The sequence below is a fragment of the Brevibacillus reuszeri genome, from assembly GCF_002897295.1.
In the GTDB taxonomy this organism is placed as follows: Bacteria; Bacillota; Bacilli; order Brevibacillales; family Brevibacillaceae; genus Brevibacillus; species Brevibacillus reuszeri_A.
Window position 1 is genome coordinate 23,962 of the sequence record NZ_BEXF01000028.1, and the last position, 19,505, is coordinate 43,466.

The 19,505-nt window shown below is 47.8% G+C and carries 18 protein-coding genes and 12 tRNA genes; 25 read left to right on the plus strand and 5 right to left on the minus strand.

Translation table 11 applies throughout. From position 1 onward, the window contains the following. Positions 1 to 2 precede the first annotated feature (2 nt). The 6 genes from C3B52_RS29380 (at position 3) to nadA (ending at position 6,454) form a co-directional block, all read left to right on the plus strand. Positions 3 to 455 (plus strand): threonine/serine exporter family protein, encoded by a 453-nt coding sequence (locus C3B52_RS29380; RefSeq protein WP_103109914.1) that lies wholly within the window; start codon positions 3 to 5, stop codon positions 453 to 455. Next, positions 427 to 1,854 carry a tRNA lysidine(34) synthetase TilS gene (tilS, locus tag C3B52_RS29385; protein WP_103109915.1) on the plus strand — a complete coding sequence of 476 codons (1,428 nt, stop codon included), beginning with the start codon at positions 427 to 429 and terminating at the stop codon, positions 1,852 to 1,854. Before C3B52_RS29380 ends, tilS begins: the two co-directional genes overlap by 29 nt. Beyond that, positions 1,851 to 2,390: a hypoxanthine phosphoribosyltransferase gene (hpt, locus tag C3B52_RS29390; protein ID WP_103109916.1), complete on the plus strand. Its 540-nt coding sequence runs from the start codon at positions 1,851 to 1,853 to the stop codon at positions 2,388 to 2,390. Before tilS ends, hpt begins: the two co-directional genes overlap by 4 nt. Before the next feature lie 69 nt (positions 2,391 to 2,459). Then, a complete protein-coding gene (ftsH, locus tag C3B52_RS29395; RefSeq protein WP_103109917.1) occupies positions 2,460 to 4,445 on the plus strand; it encodes an ATP-dependent zinc metalloprotease FtsH in 1,986 nt (661 codons plus the stop codon). 73 nt (positions 4,446 to 4,518) lie between these two features. Beyond that, positions 4,519 to 5,379, plus strand: coding sequence for an HAD family hydrolase (locus tag C3B52_RS29400; RefSeq protein WP_103109918.1), 861 nt, complete (start codon positions 4,519 to 4,521; stop codon positions 5,377 to 5,379). A gap of 130 nt (positions 5,380 to 5,509) precedes the next feature. Further along, complete coding sequence (gene nadA, locus C3B52_RS29405) at positions 5,510 to 6,454, plus strand: quinolinate synthase NadA (RefSeq protein WP_103109919.1); 945 nt, start codon at positions 5,510 to 5,512, stop codon at positions 6,452 to 6,454. 77 nt (positions 6,455 to 6,531) lie between these two features. On the opposite strand, the gene C3B52_RS29410 is transcribed toward nadA, so the two are convergent. From C3B52_RS29410 to C3B52_RS29420, 3 genes are all read right to left on the minus strand, one after another. Beyond that, positions 6,532 to 7,821 (minus strand): FtsW/RodA/SpoVE family cell cycle protein, encoded by a 1,290-nt coding sequence (locus C3B52_RS29410; protein ID WP_103109920.1) that lies wholly within the window; start codon positions 7,819 to 7,821, stop codon positions 6,532 to 6,534. After that, positions 7,818 to 8,153, minus strand: a complete 336-nt coding sequence (locus tag C3B52_RS29415) for a PadR family transcriptional regulator (protein WP_103109921.1) — start codon at positions 8,151 to 8,153, stop codon at positions 7,818 to 7,820. The genes C3B52_RS29410 and C3B52_RS29415 overlap by 4 nt, the downstream gene beginning before the upstream one ends. A gap of 145 nt (positions 8,154 to 8,298) precedes the next feature. Continuing rightward, a complete protein-coding gene (locus C3B52_RS29420; RefSeq protein WP_103109971.1) occupies positions 8,299 to 8,787 on the minus strand; it encodes a PCYCGC motif-containing (lipo)protein in 489 nt (162 codons plus the stop codon). Between the two features lie 193 nt (positions 8,788 to 8,980). Between C3B52_RS29420 and C3B52_RS29425 the strand changes: the two genes are divergently transcribed. The 7 genes from C3B52_RS29425 to C3B52_RS29455 all read left to right on the plus strand — a co-directional run bounded on the left by C3B52_RS29425 (position 8,981) and on the right by C3B52_RS29455 (position 15,591). Continuing rightward, the gene (locus C3B52_RS29425) at positions 8,981 to 9,958 is read left to right on the plus strand and encodes a metal ABC transporter solute-binding protein, Zn/Mn family (protein WP_103109922.1); all 978 of its coding nucleotides are present in this window, start codon (positions 8,981 to 8,983) and stop codon (positions 9,956 to 9,958) included. A gap of 151 nt (positions 9,959 to 10,109) precedes the next feature. Beyond that, a complete protein-coding gene (locus C3B52_RS29430; RefSeq protein ID WP_103109923.1) occupies positions 10,110 to 10,880 on the plus strand; it encodes a metal ABC transporter ATP-binding protein in 771 nt (256 codons plus the stop codon). 33 nt (positions 10,881 to 10,913) lie between these two features. After that, the gene (locus tag C3B52_RS29435; RefSeq protein WP_103109924.1) at positions 10,914 to 11,753 is read left to right on the plus strand and encodes a metal ABC transporter permease; all 840 of its coding nucleotides are present in this window, start codon (positions 10,914 to 10,916) and stop codon (positions 11,751 to 11,753) included. A 38-nt stretch (positions 11,754 to 11,791) separates the two neighbouring features. Continuing rightward, on the plus strand, positions 11,792 to 12,217 hold the full coding sequence (locus tag C3B52_RS29440) for a Fur family transcriptional regulator (protein WP_103109925.1): 426 nt from the start codon (positions 11,792 to 11,794) through the stop codon (positions 12,215 to 12,217). Between the two features lie 139 nt (positions 12,218 to 12,356). Next, a complete protein-coding gene (gene nadB / locus C3B52_RS29445; protein ID WP_103109926.1) occupies positions 12,357 to 13,979 on the plus strand; it encodes an L-aspartate oxidase in 1,623 nt (540 codons plus the stop codon). Beyond that, positions 13,966 to 14,814, plus strand: coding sequence for a carboxylating nicotinate-nucleotide diphosphorylase (gene nadC, locus C3B52_RS29450; RefSeq protein WP_103109927.1), 849 nt, complete (start codon positions 13,966 to 13,968; stop codon positions 14,812 to 14,814). Before nadB ends, nadC begins: the two co-directional genes overlap by 14 nt. Before the next feature lie 12 nt (positions 14,815 to 14,826). After that, a complete protein-coding gene (locus C3B52_RS29455; RefSeq protein ID WP_103109928.1) occupies positions 14,827 to 15,591 on the plus strand; it encodes a type III pantothenate kinase in 765 nt (254 codons plus the stop codon). A 58-nt stretch (positions 15,592 to 15,649) separates the two neighbouring features. On the opposite strand, the gene C3B52_RS29460 is transcribed toward C3B52_RS29455, so the two are convergent. Further along, on the minus strand, positions 15,650 to 16,069 hold the full coding sequence (locus C3B52_RS29460) for a GNAT family N-acetyltransferase (protein ID WP_103109929.1): 420 nt from the start codon (positions 16,067 to 16,069) through the stop codon (positions 15,650 to 15,652). Positions 16,070 to 16,611: 542 nt separating this feature from the next. On the opposite strand from C3B52_RS29460, the gene C3B52_RS29465 reads away from it, so the two are divergent. From C3B52_RS29465 to C3B52_RS29520, 12 genes are all read left to right on the plus strand, one after another. Next, positions 16,612 to 16,704, plus strand: a tRNA-Ser gene (locus C3B52_RS29465). Positions 16,705 to 16,716: 12 nt separating this feature from the next. Then, a tRNA-Glu gene (locus C3B52_RS29470) sits at positions 16,717 to 16,793 on the plus strand. A gap of 113 nt (positions 16,794 to 16,906) precedes the next feature. Further along, positions 16,907 to 16,982, plus strand: a tRNA-Val gene (locus C3B52_RS29475). An 81-nt stretch (positions 16,983 to 17,063) separates the two neighbouring features. Further along, positions 17,064 to 17,140: transfer RNA gene (locus C3B52_RS29480), tRNA-Met, on the plus strand. 5 nt (positions 17,141 to 17,145) lie between these two features. Next, a tRNA-Asp gene (locus C3B52_RS29485) sits at positions 17,146 to 17,222 on the plus strand. A 43-nt stretch (positions 17,223 to 17,265) separates the two neighbouring features. Beyond that, positions 17,266 to 17,341 (plus strand) — tRNA-Lys (locus C3B52_RS29490). A 26-nt stretch (positions 17,342 to 17,367) separates the two neighbouring features. Then, positions 17,368 to 17,454 (plus strand) — tRNA-Leu (locus tag C3B52_RS29495). Positions 17,455 to 17,480: 26 nt separating this feature from the next. Next, a tRNA-Gly gene (locus tag C3B52_RS29500) sits at positions 17,481 to 17,556 on the plus strand. A gap of 6 nt (positions 17,557 to 17,562) precedes the next feature. Then, positions 17,563 to 17,639 (plus strand) — tRNA-Arg (locus tag C3B52_RS29505). A 76-nt stretch (positions 17,640 to 17,715) separates the two neighbouring features. Further along, positions 17,716 to 17,792 (plus strand) — tRNA-Pro (locus tag C3B52_RS29510). A 19-nt stretch (positions 17,793 to 17,811) separates the two neighbouring features. Continuing rightward, positions 17,812 to 17,899, plus strand: a tRNA-Leu gene (locus C3B52_RS29515). A gap of 12 nt (positions 17,900 to 17,911) precedes the next feature. Then, positions 17,912 to 17,985: transfer RNA gene (locus tag C3B52_RS29520), tRNA-Gly, on the plus strand. Between the two features lie 369 nt (positions 17,986 to 18,354). On the opposite strand, the gene C3B52_RS29525 is transcribed toward C3B52_RS29520, so the two are convergent. Next, complete coding sequence (locus C3B52_RS29525; protein ID WP_103109930.1) at positions 18,355 to 19,494, minus strand: sensor histidine kinase; 1,140 nt, start codon at positions 19,492 to 19,494, stop codon at positions 18,355 to 18,357. Positions 19,495 to 19,505 lie beyond the last annotated feature (11 nt).

Below are 19,505 nucleotides of genomic sequence, written 5' to 3' on the forward strand. Positions count from 1 at the left end.
AGATGTTGCTGCAGGGTATGGTGCTTAGCCTGATTTCATCAACCGCATGGTGTGTGCTGTTCAACGTCCCGATTCGTACGATCTTTGCGGGAGGACTTGCGGGAATGATCGGATTTTTGGTCTTTTCCTATCTTCCTACGTTGGGGTCGGAGGTATTGTTGTCCACATTTGTTGCTGCTGCGGTTGTTTCCTTGTTAAGCCAGTTACTATCCATCATATTGCGTGTCCCTTCTACCAACTTTAGCGTTGCGGGAATTATTCCGCTCGTGCCGGGGTCGTTGGCTTACAAATCCATGCTGGCATTTGTGAACAATGATTATGTAGAAGGCATTACGCTCGCTACCAAGACGATGATGGTAGCAGGAGCGATCGCTTCCGGTCTGATGTTTGGCATTTCTGTGTTGACGATTTGGAGAGGAGCGCGTCATGCTGGCAGACGTACGCAACGAGATTGAATCAGAAAAACTGCTGAACCCAGGCGAAACAGTTGTTGTAGGAGTTTCCGGCGGAAATGATTCTACAGCTCTTTTGCATATCTTGGCGACTCTGAATGAAAACTATCACTACGGTTGGAAGCTTCACGCGGTTCACTTGAATCATGGGTTTCGCGGTGAGGAAGCGCGGCAGGATGCATTATACGCCCAGGAGCTGTGCAAAAAGCTAGGCGTTACCTTTCACCTGTTTGAGTATGACGTGCCCGCTTATATGGAACAAACGGGTATGGGAGGGCAAGAAGCCAGCAGGGAAATTCGTTATCGCCTGTATCAGGAGGTAGGAGCCAGGTACAAAGCGACAAAGCTGGCAGTCGCCCATCATGCGGATGATCAGGTAGAGACAATCCTGTTTCGTCTTGTGCGCGGGACTAGGCTCCATGGGCTTTCGGGGATGCCTATGCGGCGGATGCTTGAGGATAGTCAGATGGAGCTGATTCGGCCGCTTTTGCATAAAACCCGTAAAGAACTGGAAGCCTACTGTCTGGAAAATGAGCTGAAGCCACGAGAGGATAGCAGCAACCAATCACGCAAGTATTCGCGCAATTTATTGCGGCTTGATGTGATGCCGCTACTAGCGAAAGTCAATGAGCGCTACCGTGAGCATATCCTTGATGCAGCCGCTGCCATTGGCCAGGACGAAGCCTTTTTGATGAAGCTCGCAGGCGAGCATTTGGAACAGGTTGCGATGGAGACAAAACGCGACTCTGTCGTGATTGAGAAAGACAAGTTTCAAACTTGTGACGTTGCTTTACAAAGGAGAATGATTACTCTAATATTAAGTTATCTCTCAAAACAAACCGAATGGTCTTCGCAGCATGTGGAGACCGTTTTGCACATGCTAGGGGGAAGTCGCCCCTCTGCGGAATTGCATTTGCCGGGGCAACTGGTTGTAAGCCGGATGTACGGCCGAATTCTTTTTCGTCGTAGCGGGCGGGAAGATCGCATACATACGTATTGTTACGAACTCGCCGTTCCGGGTAGTACCTGGATCGATGAGAGCAAGGCCACGGTACATATTACTTACCTTGAGGGTCCCATGGATTTGGAGCGACTTCCGAAGAATGAAGCGGTATTTGATGCCGATCATTTGCCTGGAGCGCTGTATTTGCGTAACCGAAAGCCTGGAGACCGTCTCACCCTGTTTGGCTCAGCAGATGGAAAAAAGCTGAAGGATTTACTGATTGATGCCAAATTCCCGAGAGTCTGGCGGGACAAACTTCCGCTTTTAACGGCGGGCGATGAGGTGATTTTGGTACCGGGCGTGCGCCGTTCCGCCGTAGCGCCAGTAAGTGAACAGACCAGGCGTTTTCTACACGTGCGGATAGAGTTTGGAGAAGATTGGCGGGAGGTTTTTTCATGAATCAAGACATCGAGAAGATTTTGCTATCAGAGAAAGAAATCGCAGACAAAGTACAGGAATTGGGCAAGACATTGGCTGCAGAATATCGGGATAAAAATCCTTTGGTTATCTGCGTGCTAAAGGGTGCAGTTGTGTTTATGGCTGATTTGATCCGTCACATGGATATTCCTTGCGAGATGGACTTCATGGCTGTTTCCAGCTACGGAAGCGGAACAGAGTCTTCTGGCATGGTGAAAATCCTGAAGGATCTGGATGCCTCTGTGCAAAACAGGCACGTACTGGTAGTAGAGGATATCATGGACAGCGGACTGACGCTGAGCCGACTGCTTGAGCTGCTGCGCCATCGTGAGGCAGCATCTGTTAAAGTGGTTACTCTCCTGAACAAGCCAGAGCGTCGCAAGGTGGATTTATCACCAGATTACAGCGGTTATGATATTCCAGACGAATTCGTTGTCGGATACGGCCTGGACTATTCCGAGAAGTATCGTAACCTGCCGTACATTGGGGTATTGAAGCCTGAAGTCTACACGAAGTAGGTTTGTTGTGGAGACTGTGCTTACTATGATAAAATGTGAAAAGTGTCTGTTCGTGAGAGGAGGTAAGGCATGAATCGCTTTTTTCGTAATACCGGGTTCTACCTACTGATTTTTCTTGTCACGGTCGGGATCGTGAATTTCATCCTCTCCGGTACTGATAAGGTTGGGAAACTTACATATCAGGATTTCCGGGTACAGCTGAAGGCCGACAACATTACTGAGTTGTCTATTCGACCAGAGAACGGTACATACCGCATCGAAGGTACGTTGGCCAAGGCAATTCCGGGACAGGAAAGCAACAAATTCTTTACCAATGTGTTTTTGTATGACTCTGATATTATCTCTTTGGTAGAAGCGAAGATTGATGAACAAAAAGTGAAGAAGGTAGAGGTCAATCCGGCCGAGGGCAACAGCATTTGGCTCACGTTCCTGACTTCCATCATTCCGTTTGTCATCATTTTCATTCTGTTTTTCTTCCTTTTGAATAATGCCCAGGGTGGCGGAAGCCGAGTAATGAACTTCGGTAAAAGCCGCGCGAAGCTTTACAATGAAGAGAAGAAGCGCGTTACATTCGACGATGTAGCGGGTGCAGACGAAGAGAAAGCGGAGCTGGAAGAAGTCGTTGATTTCTTGAAAGACCCGCGCAAATTTAACGCTGTTGGTGCCCGTATTCCTAAAGGGGTCCTGCTCGTAGGTCCTCCAGGTACAGGTAAAACCTTGCTCGCTCGTGCTGTAGCCGGTGAAGCAGGCGTTCCGTTCTTTAGCATCTCTGGTTCTGACTTCGTGGAGATGTTCGTCGGGGTGGGTGCATCCCGCGTGCGTGACCTGTTTGAAAATGCTAAGAAAAATGCGCCTTGCATTATCTTTATTGACGAGATTGACGCGGTTGGTCGTCAACGCGGAGCTGGACTCGGCGGCGGCCACGATGAGCGTGAGCAAACTCTCAACCAGTTGCTCGTAGAAATGGACGGTTTCGGTGGAAACGAAGGCATCATCATGGTGGCTGCGACCAACCGCCCTGACATTCTCGACCCGGCACTTCTGCGTCCGGGACGCTTTGACCGTCAAATTACAGTAGATCGCCCTGACATCAAGGGACGTGAAGCGGTGCTCAAGGTACATGCCCGCAACAAGCCGCTTGGTGAGGACGTAAAGCTGGATGTGATTGCTCGCGGTACTTCGGGCTTCACAGGCGCTGATCTGGAGAACCTCTTGAACGAGGCAGCTCTTTTGACAGCTCGTAAAAACAAGAAGCAAATTAATATGTTGGAAGTGGACGAAGCCATTGACCGCGTAATTGCTGGTCCGGCGAAAAAGTCTCGTGTGGTTAGCGAAGACGAAAGACGCCTGGTTGCATTCCACGAAGCTGGTCATACGATTATCGGCTACTACCTGAGAAATGCAGAAATGGTACATAAGGTAACAATCATTCCGCGCGGCCAAGCCGGTGGATACACAGTGATGCTGCCAAAAGAAGACCGTTTCTTCGCTACCAAGACTGACCTGCTTGATAAGATCGTTGGTCTGTTGGGCGGACGTGTTGCAGAGGAAATCGTGCTCGGTGATATTAGTACCGGTGCTCACAATGACTTCCAGCGCGCGACTGCTATCGCTCGCAGCATGATTACCGAATACGGAATGAGCAAGCTCGGTCCGATGCAGTTCGGTAAGAGCCAGGGACAGGTATTCCTGGGCCGCGATTATGGTAACGAGCGCAACTACTCTGATCAAATCGCATATGAGATCGATCAGGAAATGCGCAATATTATTAACGAGTGCTATGCGAAGTGTACAGAGCTGTTGACTACACATCGCGACAAGCTCGATCTGATTGCCAACACTCTGCTTCGTGTAGAGACGTTGGATGCAGAACAAATCAAACAACTCATCGAAACTGGTGAAATGACAAATGACCCACTCGAAACAAAAGATGTGGTAGTCAATATTTTGTCGAAGCAAGAACCAGTTCAACAAGATGCAGTTCAAGAGACCGTTCAAGAACAAGGAACGGAGCAAAAGCAAGAAGAAGATACAAAAGAAGAACCGAAACAATAAGGGGCGCCTCAGGTGCTCCTTTTTTTCACATGAAGGATATTGATACAAAAAGACATGAGAGAGGGGAAAAGGGATGCTACTCACACCGGGCTTGGCTGCTTTTGATATGGATGGGACCTTGTTAAACAAAGACTCACAAATGACAGAGGTTACCAAAGAAGCGTGTCGTCAACTAAGAGAGCATGGCTGTAAACTGGTTTTGTCTACGGGCAGAACGTATGGGTCGGCACAGATCCCCATCGATTCCTTTCCATTCGACGGCTATGTATGCAGCAACGGAGCGACTTTGTACGAGGCAGACGGGACGTTGGTTCAACGTATTTCGTTGCCTAAGGACATCGTGTTTGATATGCTTCATATGCTCAGAGCGGAGCCGATTTACTACGAGCTGCACGATACAGCCAGTAGCCGCATGATGGTGAAAGAAGACCGTGAGCGTCTTGAAAAGTTGATCGAGGAAGATATCTCGGTCGAAGGCATGCTCATGCGCAGATTTGCTTTTTACAAGCTGGCTCGCATCGTTCCCTTGGCAGAAATGGTGGAAAAGGTGAATTCCGGTGAAAGCGAGATCGTAAAAATCTTTATCTGGCACAGCAATCCGGAAAAATTAGAATGGGTTCGCCAGCAGCTGGAACCGTGGAGTATGCGTGCGAACATCACTTCTTCTGGAAGCCACAATGTCGAGGTCATCCCTCAGGGCGTTTCCAAATGGGAGGGTCTGCGGTATTTTTGCGACAAATGGGGCGTAGGGCCAGAGAAAGTAATGGCTTTTGGTGACGCAGAGAACGATAGGGAAGCGTTGACTGGGGCCGGTTATTCGGTGGCAATGGAAAATGCGTCCGAGGAAATCAAGCAGCTGGCGAAATATATCGCTCCACACCATAATGAAGACGGTGTCGCTACATTTATTCGTGAACGCATCATCGGCAAATAAGAATAAGCATATACAAACCGATCTGGAAAAGGTCGGTTTTTTGTATTGGCAAACCAGATACATTGACAAGGCTAGGTAATCAGCTTACAATGACCGTAAATTATGACACCACCGTAGGGGGATTTTTTCCATGGACGCTTTAGCGTTAGAAAAAAAAGCCCAGCGAAACGCTGAGTTACGTGAACGGCTGATGCAGCTGAAGAAAGAGAGAAACGCCATTATTCTTGCTCACTTTTATCAACGTCCAGAGATTCAGGAAGTAGCTGACTTTATCGGGGACTCTTTTGGCTTGGCTCAAAAAGCGAAAGAAACCGATGCAGATGTGATTTTGTTCTGTGGAGTTCACTTCATGGGAGAAAGTGCAAAAATTCTCAATCCCCAAAAGACAGTAATCATCCCTGACGAACGAGCAGGCTGTCCGATGGCCGACATGGTGAATGTGGAGGGTCTTCGCAAGCTGAAAGCACAGCATCCAAACGCGAAGGTAGTGGCTTATATCAATACTTCTGCTGATGTCAAAGCAGAGACCTACATCTGCTGTACGTCGTCCAACGCGAAGCGGGTGATCGAGTCTGTAGACAGCGATGAGATCATTTGGGTGCCGGATAAAAACCTGGGCCACTATGTCTCGCAGTTTACAGACAAGAAAATGATTATTTGGGAAGGCTACTGCAATACGCATGACCAGCTGTCTGTAGAAGACATCATGACGTTGAAGCAGCAGCACCCGGAAGCAGTCGTTGTCGTGCATCCGGAATGTCGTCCTGAAGTCGTTTCTTTGGCGGACTATGTCGGTTCTACAACAGGAATCCTCAAATACTGCCGCGAATCGTCTCACAAAGAGTTTATTATCGGTACCGAGGATGGCACACGTTATATGCTGGAAAAAGACAGCCCAGAGAAAACGTTTATTTTCGCTTCCAAGTACCTCGTTTGCCCGAACATGAAGGTAAACAACCTTAAAAAATGTGTGGAAGCACTGGAAAATATGAAGCCAGAGATTTTTGTTCCAAAAGATGTTGCAGATGCTGCGCGTGCTTCTTTGGAGCGTATGCTGGAAGTTGCTCCGGCTTAAGAAAACGATTCATTTATAGAAAAAAGCAGGGAGTAGGGCCGCTTATAGGCTCCACTCCCTTTTTGCTTGTGATATCCTTACTGTTTCGTTAGCTGCATGATATCTTTACGGCGATAGACATTGAGAACCAGCCCGATCAAGGCCATTTGCAGGACGAGATGCACAACTCCATTGCTGACAAATGGCAGAATAGCGGAGGTGGGTGGTACAAGTCCGATGGTCATGAAAATACTCCAGAAATACGGAGTGAAGAAGACTGCCATCCAACCGGACAAAAGCAGGAAGCCGTAACGGTCTTTTACCAGTTTTGTCGCTCTAAGCAGACGGGCGAACAGAATTATTCCAATCAGCACCAGTGCCGCCCCGGCTACCAAGCCAAAGCTGTAGACCAGATAGGTGAAGATGAAATCGGACTCGATGGCAGGGAGTGCATCCAGGCGTGAGCCGAAACCATTGCCCCAGAGCCCTGCGGAGGATAAGGCTTTCATGGATTGTACGAGCACGTATCCTCTGCCGTTTGGATCGGCATAAGGATCAAGAAAACTAAGAAGTCGCTCCCATTGGTTGAGGTTCATAGAAAAATATATCAAGCTTGCAACGGCAGGGATCGAAGTGCAAAGAAAAGATAGAATGATTCGTCGGTATGCCTGGGAAGTGAGAATGAGCACAAGGAATCCAACGAGATACAGCAGGAGAGAAAATGTGTTATTTCCTCCGAGCAGTAATAGCAAGGGTAGAGCAAAAATAGCAAGGATTTTTATAAAAGAGTAACTCGCTTTCCAATTCCATTCCGCAAAGATCCCTGCCAGCGACACGATGAGAAGGTAGGGAGCTATGGCAAAGATATTGATATACCAGCTGCCTAAAAGGAATTGTGGCTGCCCGTTAATCGTATTTCTGGTTAGCAAGCTATAGAGCAAAAGAAGAAGCGTCAGGAAGTACAGGTGCTTGCTGTATCGTTTGAGCTTGGTGTAGTCGGCAAAGAGAATCGCGATGAAAGCGATGCTGCCAAGCAGCACCCCGATCAGCTGTCGTTCTAGCAGTCCCCCCTCATCCCGAGAGACGTTGATCGAATACATGGAAAACAGTCCAAACCCAATCAAAACGGCTGCAAGTCCAAATATTCCCCACTCCATGCGAGGCTTATGTGCCTGATGAAGCTGTCGACCTAAAGTAGTAGGATCGCCCATGGCAGCTATCGCTTTTTCTACGGACTCTTCTTCGCCAACCCCCATGGAGCGAAAGTCTTCGATTTTGTCGGCAATATGATTCTCCAGTTCTAGCGTAATTGAGGGATGTACCTCTTTATTACGGATTTGTTTACAGACAAGCTGTATGTAATGGTCTATCCGTTCCTTTCCCATCATGCCTGTCCACCTCCCAGTACATGATCTACGGCTGTACGAAAAGTGACCCACTCCTGTTTTTTATCCTGAAGATATTTTTTGCCTTCTGGCGTAATTTCGTAGTATTTCCGCTTTCTTTCTCCTTCGCCCTCACTCCAATACGAATGGACCATTCCATCTGATTCCAGCGTGTGTAATATCGGGTAGAGTGTTCCTTCTTTAAGCGAGAGGACGCCATTTGAGTTCTTTTCCATGGCTTTGCTCATCTCGTAGCCGTACATCGGCTTTTGCTCCAACAGGGTCAGAATGAGAATAACCGTACTGCCCTTCATCAATTCCTTGTTAATTTTCATAGATACCTCCTTATGCATAGAAATACGATACATAGAATATCTAGGTATGATTCTAAAACAATTTGGCATCGTTTGGCAAGCGCTTTGACCTGATACGAAAAAAAGCTCCCGATTACCGGAAGCCATTTTCATTGTGATTGAGGTTTTACGAAGGCATAGGTGTAGGTGTTGGTTTGCCGTAGCCTTCTTTATAGGTATTGTCTATGTAGTTGCGAATCTCTAACGGTGTTTTACCTGCCTCTTTCAGCTTGGATGAAATGACGGCGATTTCCATACACACGCCGCAACGTGTACCATGGTCGTCCCAAACGATTGAGCCATCAGGTAGCTCTTCTTTTATGAAGCAATTGCCATTGTGAAGATGGCCGGCACTCTCACCACATCCGCAAAAGCAAGGGATCGATTTGAGCAGTTCGCGATTGGCGCCAGCGATTTTGTAGGACTCGATGATGACTGGGTCCAGGTTATCCAGAAATTTGGGCAGCTGATCGACCGAAGCCGTCTTCTCCTGTAGATCACCATTCGCTGCGTGCTGCGTGTGATCATGTTCATTGCTGGCATTATCCGTAGCTCCACAGCCAGTGAGAAGGGCTGCAGTAACGATACTAATGGCTAACCATGATTTACGTTTCATTGTGGACATACCCCCTACCCCCTATATTATCACAATCACATGGAGGAAATATGAAGCTATGCCAAAGGAAATGAACATATTCCAGTTAAATCGGAATAAATCCTATTTACTTTTTAGGCACCTGTCCGTATAATGAAAAACGAGAGAAAAGTAAATCGGAATCATTTTGAATTGGAGTAGGAGGATATCAGAGATGAAAAAGAGCCTGTTGGCTATGATAAGTTTATTAACTGCAGTGAGCATGGTAGGCTGCGGGGCAAAAGAGGCAGCGAGTACTCCGCAAGCGGATGGTCAAACTGCGGCAAAGCCAAAGGTGTATACAACGATTTATCCATTGGAGTATGTTTCAAAGCGCATCGGTGGCGAACATATTGACGTAACCAATCTCGTTCCCCCAGGTGTGGAGCCGCATGACTATGAGCCAACCGCAAAAGACATGGTGGCGCTCGCAGGTGCAGATATTTTCGCATTCAATGGAAGTGGTTTGGAGCTGTGGGTTGATAAGGCTGTAGGAAACCTCGACAAGAACAAAACGGTGATCGTCAATTCAACTGAGGGTATGGATTTGCTGCAGGCAGCTGAACATAAGCACGAGGAAGAGGGGAAAGCCGAAGAGCATGCTGAGGAAGCGCATGAGCATGAGCACGGTGAATTTGATCCACATGTATGGCTCGACCCGACCAAGCTAAAGGCACAGGCAGAAAAGATCAAAACAACTCTGGTACAGAAAGACCAGGCACATGCAGCTGATTATGAAAAGAACTTTGCACAGCTGGCAAGTGATCTCGATCAGCTGGATAAAGACTTCAAAGACATGGTAGCGCAAACGTCCAAAAAAGAATTCATGGTTGCTCACAGTGCGTTTAGCTACTTAGCGAGTCGTTATGGACTTTTGCAGGTAGCGATTTCCGGAGTGAATCCTGCTGATGAGCCATCTCCTTCGCAATTGAAAAACCTGGTGGAGCATGTCAAAGAGCACAACATCTCCTATGTGCTGTTTGAAACATTGGTATCGCCGAAAGTAGCGGAGGTCATTGCAAAAGAAGCGGGTGTGAAAACGGCTACCCTCAATCCATTGGAAGGTTTGACACAGGACGATATTAAGGCAAATCGAGATTATTTGTCGATTATGCGTGATAATATGGAAACATTGCGGACAGCATTAAAATAAAGCAAGAAAAAAGGGATGTCGCTTCTTTAGGGAGCGACATTCTATTTTTTCCACCAAGTGCTTTTTGACCAAGATATACTTGTGATTGGAGTAAAATCGTAGTAGGATGAAATCAAATCAGAACAAATCCGATTTAAGGAATGATTGATTCATGGAGCGGACAACACAAGGGACACCTGTCGTTAAGCTCACAGGAGTGTCCTTTCAATATGAAGACAAAGTGGTTCTCGATGAGGTTGGCTTCGCGCTGGAGCGCGGGGATTTTGTGGGCATCGTCGGTCCAAATGGATCAGGGAAGTCTACCTTGATGAAGCTGATTCTCGGTTTGCTCTCGCCTACCAAAGGAACCGTTGAGCTTTTTGGTCAGCCGCTACCCAAATTCCGTGAGTGGAACCGCATTGGTTACGTTGCCCAGCAGGTGGCACATGGTGCTGGCGGATTTCCAGCTACAGTACGCGAAGTCGTCGCCTCTGGTCTGGTTGGCAAGGTGGGGCTGTTTCGCAGGTTGACCTCTCGTCACCATGAGAGTGTGAAAAATGCCGTAGAGCGTGTGGGCTTATCGGCAAAGCTCGATCAACGGATTGGCAGCCTGTCTGGAGGTCAGCTGCAGCGCGTGTTTATTGCTCGTGCTTTGGTAGCCGAGCCGGAGCTGTTGATTTTGGATGAGCCGACCGTGGGTGTCGATCAGGAGTCGATCGAGCAGTTTTATGGTTTGCTGCGTTCTCTAAAGGAAGAAAACGGTTTGACGATGATGATTGTCAGCCATGATGTTGGTGTCATGACCCAGTGGGTGAACAAGGTCGCATGTGTACAGAAGAAAATTCACTTCCACGGAACAGCACATGACTTTGAGCACAACCAGGATAAGATTTTGGAAAGCATGTACGGCGGCTCGATGAAGCTGCTGTCTCATCATCACTAAGCTCGTAAACACGTTAAAAGAGGGAGTATGACCATGCTTGCTGATTGGTGGCAGTATGATTTTTTGCGGTATACCCTGTTTTCAGGGATTTTAATTGGACTGATCTGTCCGGTACTCGGGACATTTCTCATTGTTCGCCGTTTGTCCATGATGGCGGATGGCTTGTCGCACGTAACGCTTTCCGGGGTAGCGGCAGGGATGCTGGTATCCAAGAAGATCGCATTTTTCTCAGCTGTGAATCCGTTGTTCTTCGGGATGCTGTTTGCCGTGGTGGGCTCGCTCTTTATTGAGCGACTGCGCAAGGTGTACAAGGCTTATCAGGACTTGGCCATTCCGATTATTCTATCGACTGGCTTGGGGCTTTTCACTGTCTTGATCAGTGTGGCAGATGGATTCAATGCTGATTTGTACTCGTACTTATTTGGTAAAATTGTTACTGTCTCTATCGAGGATTTGTATGCACTGATTGGTGTGGCTGTCGTTGTTTTGGGTACAGTTGTACTGATTTACAAAGAATTGTTTGCTGTTTCCTTTGACGAAGAGTTCGCCCGGGTTTCAGGAGTGGCTAGACGTTCCATCAACTTATGGTTTATGGTATTGGTAGCATTGACGATTGCCGCTTCCATGCGCATCGTTGGTGTACTGTTGATCTCGGCACTGATTACGCTCCCGGTTGCCGCAAGCTTGCAAGTTGCGGGAAGCTTTCGCCAGACGATCTTTTTTTCCATTCTGTTTGCCGAAACCTCGGTATTGAGTGGTTTATATTTTGCCTATCTACTGGACTGGGCATCTGGTGGTACAATTGTATTGATGGCAGTATTGATTTTGCTTGTCGTTTTGGGTGTCAAAAAGCTACGGGTTCTTTTGCGATAAGGTCATCTGGATAAGACAAAAGGAAGGAGTGTTTGTCGATGAAAGTAGAAGAAGCGCTGCAAATATTGAAAGACAATGGGTTCAAATATACCGGCAAGCGGGAGGAGATGATTCGCATCTGCGCCGCAGAGAAGCGATACCTCTCAGCCAAGGATATTATGGAGCGAATCAAGGAGCTGTATCCTACACTCAGCTTTGATACCGTTTATCGCAACATCTCTACCTTTGTTGAGCTGGGGATCTTGGAGGAAACGGAGCTGGATGGCGAGGGCAAATTCCGGCTGGCCTGTTCGGCAGACGGTCACCATCACCACCACGTCATTTGTACGGAATGTGGAAAAACATCGTCGTTGCCAGGCTGTCCAATGAATATCATGGCAACGGTACCTGATGATTTTGAGGTGACGGGCCACAAGTTCGAAGTGTACGGAACATGCAAAGATTGCGTTTCACATACAAACTAAATGAACGTTTTTTCAAAAGGGAGTATCTGTTTTGGCAGATACTCTTTTTTCGTTTTCTTCCAGCGCCGATTTGCTATAATGAGTGGAAAATCATCCGTTTTTTCTTGAACCTTTTATTACATGGAGAGAAGGGACACTTATGATTCCCCGCTATATTGTGGACTTTGATTTGCAAGCTCTGCCTCGAATGAAAACCGATGTAGCCGTCATTGGAGCAGGCATCGCCGGCTTGTATACGGCGCTGCAAACGAGCGAATATGCCGATGTCGTACTGATTAGCAAAAAGGGATTGGATGATAGCAATACGCGCTGGGCGCAGGGTGGAATCGCAGCCGTGACGGCAAAATCGGATTCGCCCGAGCTTCATCGCCAAGATACGTTGGTTGCCGGAGCGGGTCTTAGCTCGTTTGAGGCAGTGGATGTATTGGTGCATGAAGGTCCAGAGCGCTTGAAAGAATTGATTGCTTATGGAACGGAATTTGACCGGGATGCAGAGGGCCGATACGAACTGACCCAAGAAGGGGCGCACAGTAAGCGGCGTATTTTGCATGCGAACGGGGATGCGACAGGCGCAGAAATCGTCCGAGCCTTGTCTGCAAGAGTCAAGGAGCAGCCACATATTCACGTACTGGAGCATCATTTTGCGATAGATGTCATCACGCAGGATGGCGAATCGGTGGGGGTTATTGTACAGAAGCCAACCGGGGAGCTCTTTTTCCTGGAGGCAAAAGCGACAGTGCTTGCAACAGGTGGGGCTGGTCAGCTTTATCGCTACACGACGAATCCGGACATTGCCACCGCAGATGGGATCGGAATTGCCTATCGGGCGGGTGCGCGCATCAAGGATGTCGAGTTTATTCAGTTTCATCCGACAGCTCTCTACTACCCGGGAGCACCTCGCTTCCTTATTTCTGAGGCTGTTCGCGGAGAAGGGGCGATTTTGCGCAATAGTAATGGCGAGCGCTTCATGGACAAGTACCATCCGCAAAAGGAGCTGGCCCCTCGTGATATCGTAGCGCGCGCGATAGTTTCGGAAATGGAGCAAACGCATGCTTCGTTTGTGTATTTGGACATTACGCATGAATCCGAGGAATTGATTAAGCATCGGTTTCCGACGATTTATAACTTTTGTCTGCAATATGGCTTGGACATGGTAACGGATTGGATACCCGTAGCACCAGCTTGCCACTATATTATGGGTGGGGTACAGACCGATCTCCACGGCGAAACGACGACAAAACGTTTGTTTGCCTGCGGTGAGGCTTCTTGCACGGGTGTACACGGTGCGAACCGATTGGCGAGCAATTCGCTGTCAGAAGCAGTCGTGTTTGGACATCGGATATCGGAGCGGATCAAGGAGCTGCCTGAGCTTCCCGTTATTCGAGCGTTTTCCGTGACTGCGGAACAGCGTGGGCATCGGATGTTCAATACACGTGAACAAAGAGTCAAGCTGCAAAAGCTGATGCTTCGTCATGTCAGTGTGAAACGCCATGAAAAAGGACTGAAAAAAGCTCTGGCAGAGCTGGAGCGTATGGAGCAATACTATCATTTTCAAATAGATGGAAAAGAAGCGTTTGAATTCTTCAATTTATTAAATGCAGCGGTGCTCACCACCAAAGCTGCACTCATGCGCGAGGAAAGTCGGGGCGGGCATTATCGCATTGACTTCCCAAACAAGGACGATTTGATCTGGCGCAAGCACTTGATACAATCGGTGAGCGAAGGTGTTCAGGAGGAGAGTGACCAATATGATGTGGAATAAACGAGAGCTTGGTAGAAAAATCGAAGAATGGCTGCAAGAGGATTTGGGATTTGGCGATGTTACGACGATGAGTACCATCCCCGAAACTGAGCATGGAATCGGGATTTTGTATGCCAAGGAGGCAGGGATTGTAGCTGGCCTGCCTATTGCTCAGCAGGTGTTTGAGACTGTGGACCCTGAACTGGTGTTTAGCGCTAAAGTAGAAGAGGGAACACGTGTAGAGGTCGGCGACCAAATTGCTGAGGTGAGTGGTTCGGTTCGCTCGATTTTGAGCGGTGAGCGTCTCGCCTTGAATTTGATGCAGCGTCTTTCCGCGATTGCGACAAAAACGAGCGAATATACAGCTGCAGTGGCTGGCACAAAAGCGCGAGTCGTTGATACACGCAAAACAACGCCAGGACTGCGCTTTTTGGAAAAGTACGCTGTTCGCGTCGGCGGAGGCTATAACCATCGCTTTGCTTTATATGATGCGGTTATGATCAAGGACAACCATATTAAAGGCGCAGGTGGTATCGCACAGGCAGTTGCGGCAGCTCGTGCAGCAATCCCGCACACGATGACGATCGAGGTAGAGGCAGAGTCGCTGGAACAGGTACGAGAAGCGCTTGAAGCTGGTGCAGACATCATTATGCTGGACAACATGTCGAACGAGCAGATGGTAGAAGCGGTGCAGCTCATCGATGGACGAGCATTAGTCGAGGCGTCTGGCGGAGTGAACCTGGATACGATCGGTGCTATTGCCAAAACGGGCGTCGATATTATTTCTGTCGGGGCTTTGACCCACTCTGTTAAGGCGTTTGATATTAGTCTTGATTTGAATACGCGGAAGCGCTAAGGAGTAATCGCTATGCTATTGGTGGTCGACATCGGCAATTCCAACGTGGTCATGGGTTTGTATGAGCGTGATTTACTGCGGCATCATTGGCGGTTTGCCACGGATCGCCAAAAGACGGAAGATGAGTATGGCATGCTGGTGAAAAGTCTTTTTGACAGTGTGGGAATGACGCTTGACCAGGTGAGCGGGATTATTATATCTTCGGTGGTTCCTCCGTTAAACGATACGATTGAGCGGATGTGCGTCAAATATCTGAGGCAAAAACCGCTGATTGTCGGGCCAGGAATCAAAACGGGTCTGAATATCAAATACGAGTACCCGCGAGAAGTAGGGTCTGACCGGATCGTCAATTCTGTTGCCGCGATTCATCATTACGGGACACCGCTGATTGTCGTGGATTTCGGAACAGCGACTACCTTTTGTTATGTGGACGAGCGGGGGCAGTACTGGGGTGGAGCAATTGCACCTGGTATTGGGATTTCGACGGAAGCGTTGTTTAGCCGTGCAGACAAGCTGCCACGGATCGAGATAGTCAAACCTGCGAGTGTCGTAGGGCGCAACACGATAACAGCGATGCAGTCGGGTATTTATTACGGATTCGTCGGACAGGTGGAGGGGATCGTGCGGCGGATTAAAGCTGAATTCGGTACGGAGCCAAAGGTGGTTGCCACCGGGGGATTAGCATCGATCGTTGCGAACGAGACGGAGTGTATTCACGTTGTTGATCCGATTCTTACGTTAAAAGGACTCCGCTTGATCTATGAACGGAATCAATAACAGGTATGGAATAAATAACAGCCGTGGCTCAAAATGCTACGGCTGTTTTTGGTGCCACCTAGACCTTTTTGCAAAAAAATAATTCCGGATCAGCCTGGTCAAGATGCGCAATTGTTCCACTGTAATCATAGCCTAACTTGTGGCAGAGCCGTTGCATCCGTTTGTTGGAGAGATTGGTGGAGGTAAATAGCTTGTCGGTAGGACAGATGGATTCCAAATACAAAAGAAGATCAGAACCAACACCGTGTTTTTGATACTGAGGGTGAACCATGATTAGTGATACAAAACTTTGTTTAAAAAATGACTGATCCATAAGAGCAAAACCGATGACATCCATATCAAAAGAAGCAACGTAGCATTGACCTGCTGCGATGGCGTTACATAGCTCAGCGGAGCGACTCGTATTGCCGAGAACCATAGCATCGATTCGACAGACAGCCGCGGAGTCCTGAGAAGTAGCTTGCCGGATGAGAGTCATAAGAACACTTCCTTCCTTTGCTAATCATCATAGCATTTTGACACTCTGGCATGAATTATATGGATCACCTCCGTTTGTAGGGGCCATTGTTTGTCTGCCTTGTTAGTCCATATGCAGATAGTGTAGAGAATAATCCTGGAAAAGCGTGATTGCGAAGAAAAGAATCTCGGGTATTTATCAGGGCGTTTGGTAATGATAATTTCGTGGTTGTTAAGAGCGCGTAAAAAAACCTCTATCGAGGCCTCCTCAAGAAAGAGCGACCGCGTTTAGTGGAAAGTTTTAATGCGCTCCGGAATTCATAAGCGTGACGCTTATAAATTCCTATACGTCAAAAAAAGTGTGATTTTTTATCATCTTTTCGTTGACACCAGGTACATGAGAGGATACAATGGCTATTGTGCCTAGCAGGGAAGTTTTATCACGATAAACTTTTTAAGCGGAATTGAAAATAACTCTTGCTTTTACAAAATAAACGTGATAACATTTGAGATCTGGAAGGCAACAATAAGTTGGATCACCTCGATCCACTTTGTATAGATTGTGGATGGATGTCCGAGCGGCCGAAGGAGCACGATTGGAAATCGTGTAGGCGGGGTCGACCCGTCTCGTGGGTTCAAATCCCACTCCATCCGCCATAACACTTTCATGGCCCGTTGGTGAAGCGGTTTAACACAGCAGCCTTTCACGCTGTCATACAGGGGTTCGAATCCCCTACGGGTCACCATATAAAACACCCCACAAAGTGAAGCTGATGATTTTTATCATCCTGCAAGTTGTCGGGGTCCCCGAAAAGTAATCGGTGTTGTTACAACGCTTCACTTCACTTTTTGGGGTTGCGGAGGCTTAGCTCAGCTGGGAGAGCATCTGCCTTACAAGCAGAGGGTCGGCGGTTCGATCCCGTCAGCCTCCACCACTTATATTCTTAAAGGATAAGGAAGGTCAGCTAAAAGCACCACGTCCTGTGGTAACGCTGACACCAGGTCGTCCTGATCATCGCGGGATGGAGCAGCTCGGTAGCTCGTCGGGCTCATAACCCGAAGGTCGCAGGTTCAAATCCTGCTCCCGCAACCAAATATGGAGCTGTGGTGAAGTTGGAGTTCACGCCGGTCTGTCACACCGGAGGTCGCGGGTTCGAGTCCCGTCAGCTCCGCCATTTTTAACCTAATGGTTTTAAGTGGCAGGAAACAATATAGCACGAGCCATTAGCTCAGTTGGTAGAGCATCTGACTTTTAATCAGAGGGTCGAAGGTTCGAGTCCTTCATGGCTCACCAGTTTTTAAAAAGCAAAAACTTCAAATGCGGTCATGGCGGAATTGGCAGACGCGCTAGATTCAGGTTCTAGTGGTGGCAACACCGTGGAGGTTCAAGTCCTCTTGACCGCACCAAACAACGCACAACTAAATTCATTTATGCGGACGTAGCTCAATTGGTAGAGCGTCGCCTTGCCAAGGCGAAGGTCGAGGGTTCGAGACCCTTCGTCCGCTCCATTACATGTGCCCTTAGCATAGCTGGATAGAGCGTTTGACTACGAATCAAAAGGTCGGGAGTTCGAATCTCTCAGGGCACGCCACTTTACACCCAAAAGTGAAGAAGAGCGTTGTAGCCTATTCCGAGTACTTTTCGGGGGCCCCACAACAAAATAAAATCGGGAAGTAGCTCAGCTTGGTAGAGTACTTGGCTTGGGACCAAGGGGTCGCAGGTTCGAATCCTGTCTTCCCGACCATGATTGCCCTTTATTAGATGCCGGGGTGGCGGAATGGGCAGACGCAACAGACTTAAAATCTGTCGGGAGTTTCTCCCGTACCGGTTCAAGTCCGGTCCTCGGCACCATAGATCTTCGATGCGGGTGTAGTTCAATGGTAGAACTCCAGCCTTCCAAGCTGGTCGCGTGGGTTCGATTCCCATCACCCGCTCCATAGTCAGAAAGCAGAATGTCTCATCGTCATTCTGCTTTTTTGTATTGTCAAAAAGAATAAGAGATCTACGCACCCACTTACTAAAAAAGGCCGCGTAGATCTCATTGCTTTTGCATTACTGGATCAGCTCATGTCTGTCGAACCGTGTCTGATCTTTTTTGTGGTAGAAACATATGTTTTCGTGTAGAGTAAAGCTATGATCGCTTACCAGATAAAGGTAACGGATCTCTTGCATCTCCTCCTGATCGCTCAGGAGGCTTTTTCGTTCATGGGTATAAAAGTCTACGCCGGCAGAGCACGGGGTAGTCATGTTTTCAAATTCATGCTTCTAAAGTCGGAAGCTTCCTGGAAAAAAGAACATGGAAACGATTATTCAGCCTGTCCAATTGGTAGTGATACGACAAAACGAGTACGTTTTTCGTTGGAATCACAATGAATCGTCCCGTTATGTTTTTCGATTATATTTTTGCAGATGGACAGTCCAATGCCTGTCCCATTTTGTTTTGTGGTAAAGAAGGGTTGAAACAAAATCTCAGCAATTTCTGGTGGAATCATTTCTCCATTGTTCTCCACACTTAAATACAGCCATCCATCAGAAGACGTAGAGATGACGTGAATGCATTTGTCCGTTCGATTCTGTACGGCATCAATCGCATTGTTCAACAGATTGACGACGACTTGCTTTAAGCCTTCTTCATAACCAGCAAGTGAGCAGGGGTGGATTAGTTTTTCAAAGCGTATGTTTTCTCCCAGTAAGCGTGGGGTGATCAGTACTTCGACTTCTTCCAGTAAGCTTTTCATTTCGATAGTTTTAAAAATTTCGTCTAGAATCGGTTTTTTCGAAAAACTGAGAAAGCCTGTAATTTGTCGGTGCAAATTTGCAAACTCATGCATAACAACCTGAATATAGGACTGCAGCTGCGCCTGTTCCCTGGTGGACTCCCCAATCAGCTTCAAGAAGCCCTCGATTGCACAAAGGGGATTGCGAAGCTCATGGGCCATATTTGCGGCGATTTTGCCCAGCATCGTCAATTTGTCATTATGCAAATAGGAGATAGTCTCTTCTTTTTGGATCAACTCACGGTTCATCATTTGCTCAAAATGATAAACAGCCCAAAATACGCTTTCATCCATAGCTTTGCCGAGCTGGGATTCTAAATAATGCATGTCCTGCGAGGAAAGGGCCCATTTTTGCAGTTCAGGTTGGAGTACCCGCCAGAAAACATTTCGATACAACTGATACGTACGCAAAATGGAGGAGAAGGGGTATTCCTGCGAACGCAGCCACTCTCCCATATCCAGTGACCAGGTTTGCATATCTTGATCCACATTTTCCACCAGATAACGGGCTAAGAGCACCGTTCGTTTCTCCGCGAAATCGCGGGGGATTGTTACAGGAATTTCCATACTTCGAATAATTTCTTGCATCCAAATTGTAGTGATATTTGGTGCGAGGTCCAATATTTTCCTAGAAACGTCCATTAGGTTTAGCGTCACAGTACCCACCATCTCTTATCCAC

What these genes read in the sequence shown, in the direction of transcription:
- C3B52_RS29435 (WP_103109924.1), top strand. Translation starts at nt 10,914, where the DNA reads ATGCTTGCTGATTGGTGGCAGTATGATTTTTTGCGGTATACCCTGTTT.
- C3B52_RS29420 (WP_103109971.1), bottom strand. Translation starts at nt 8,787, where the DNA reads ATGAAACGTAAATCATGGTTAGCCATTAGTATCGTTACTGCAGCCCTT.
- C3B52_RS29455 (WP_103109928.1), top strand. Translation starts at nt 14,827, where the DNA reads ATGCTATTGGTGGTCGACATCGGCAATTCCAACGTGGTCATGGGTTTG.
- C3B52_RS29410 (WP_103109920.1), bottom strand. Translation starts at nt 7,821, where the DNA reads ATGATGGGAAAGGAACGGATAGACCATTACATACAGCTTGTCTGTAAA.
- hpt (WP_103109916.1), top strand. Translation starts at nt 1,851, where the DNA reads ATGAATCAAGACATCGAGAAGATTTTGCTATCAGAGAAAGAAATCGCA.
- C3B52_RS29415 (WP_103109921.1), bottom strand. Translation starts at nt 8,153, where the DNA reads ATGAAAATTAACAAGGAATTGATGAAGGGCAGTACGGTTATTCTCATT.
- C3B52_RS29525 (WP_103109930.1), bottom strand. Translation starts at nt 19,494, where the DNA reads ATGGTGGGTACTGTGACGCTAAACCTAATGGACGTTTCTAGGAAAATA.
- C3B52_RS29460 (WP_103109929.1), bottom strand. Translation starts at nt 16,069, where the DNA reads ATGACTCTCATCCGGCAAGCTACTTCTCAGGACTCCGCGGCTGTCTGT.
- C3B52_RS29425 (WP_103109922.1), top strand. Translation starts at nt 8,981, where the DNA reads ATGAAAAAGAGCCTGTTGGCTATGATAAGTTTATTAACTGCAGTGAGC.
- tilS (WP_103109915.1), top strand. Translation starts at nt 427, where the DNA reads ATGCTGGCAGACGTACGCAACGAGATTGAATCAGAAAAACTGCTGAAC.
- C3B52_RS29430 (WP_103109923.1), top strand. Translation starts at nt 10,110, where the DNA reads ATGGAGCGGACAACACAAGGGACACCTGTCGTTAAGCTCACAGGAGTG.
- nadA (WP_103109919.1), top strand. Translation starts at nt 5,510, where the DNA reads ATGGACGCTTTAGCGTTAGAAAAAAAAGCCCAGCGAAACGCTGAGTTA.
- nadC (WP_103109927.1), top strand. Translation starts at nt 13,966, where the DNA reads ATGATGTGGAATAAACGAGAGCTTGGTAGAAAAATCGAAGAATGGCTG.
- nadB (WP_103109926.1), top strand. Translation starts at nt 12,357, where the DNA reads ATGATTCCCCGCTATATTGTGGACTTTGATTTGCAAGCTCTGCCTCGA.
- C3B52_RS29440 (WP_103109925.1), top strand. Translation starts at nt 11,792, where the DNA reads ATGAAAGTAGAAGAAGCGCTGCAAATATTGAAAGACAATGGGTTCAAA.
- ftsH (WP_103109917.1), top strand. Translation starts at nt 2,460, where the DNA reads ATGAATCGCTTTTTTCGTAATACCGGGTTCTACCTACTGATTTTTCTT.
- C3B52_RS29400 (WP_103109918.1), top strand. Translation starts at nt 4,519, where the DNA reads ATGCTACTCACACCGGGCTTGGCTGCTTTTGATATGGATGGGACCTTG.
- C3B52_RS29380 (WP_103109914.1), top strand. Translation starts at nt 3, where the DNA reads ATGTTGCTGCAGGGTATGGTGCTTAGCCTGATTTCATCAACCGCATGG.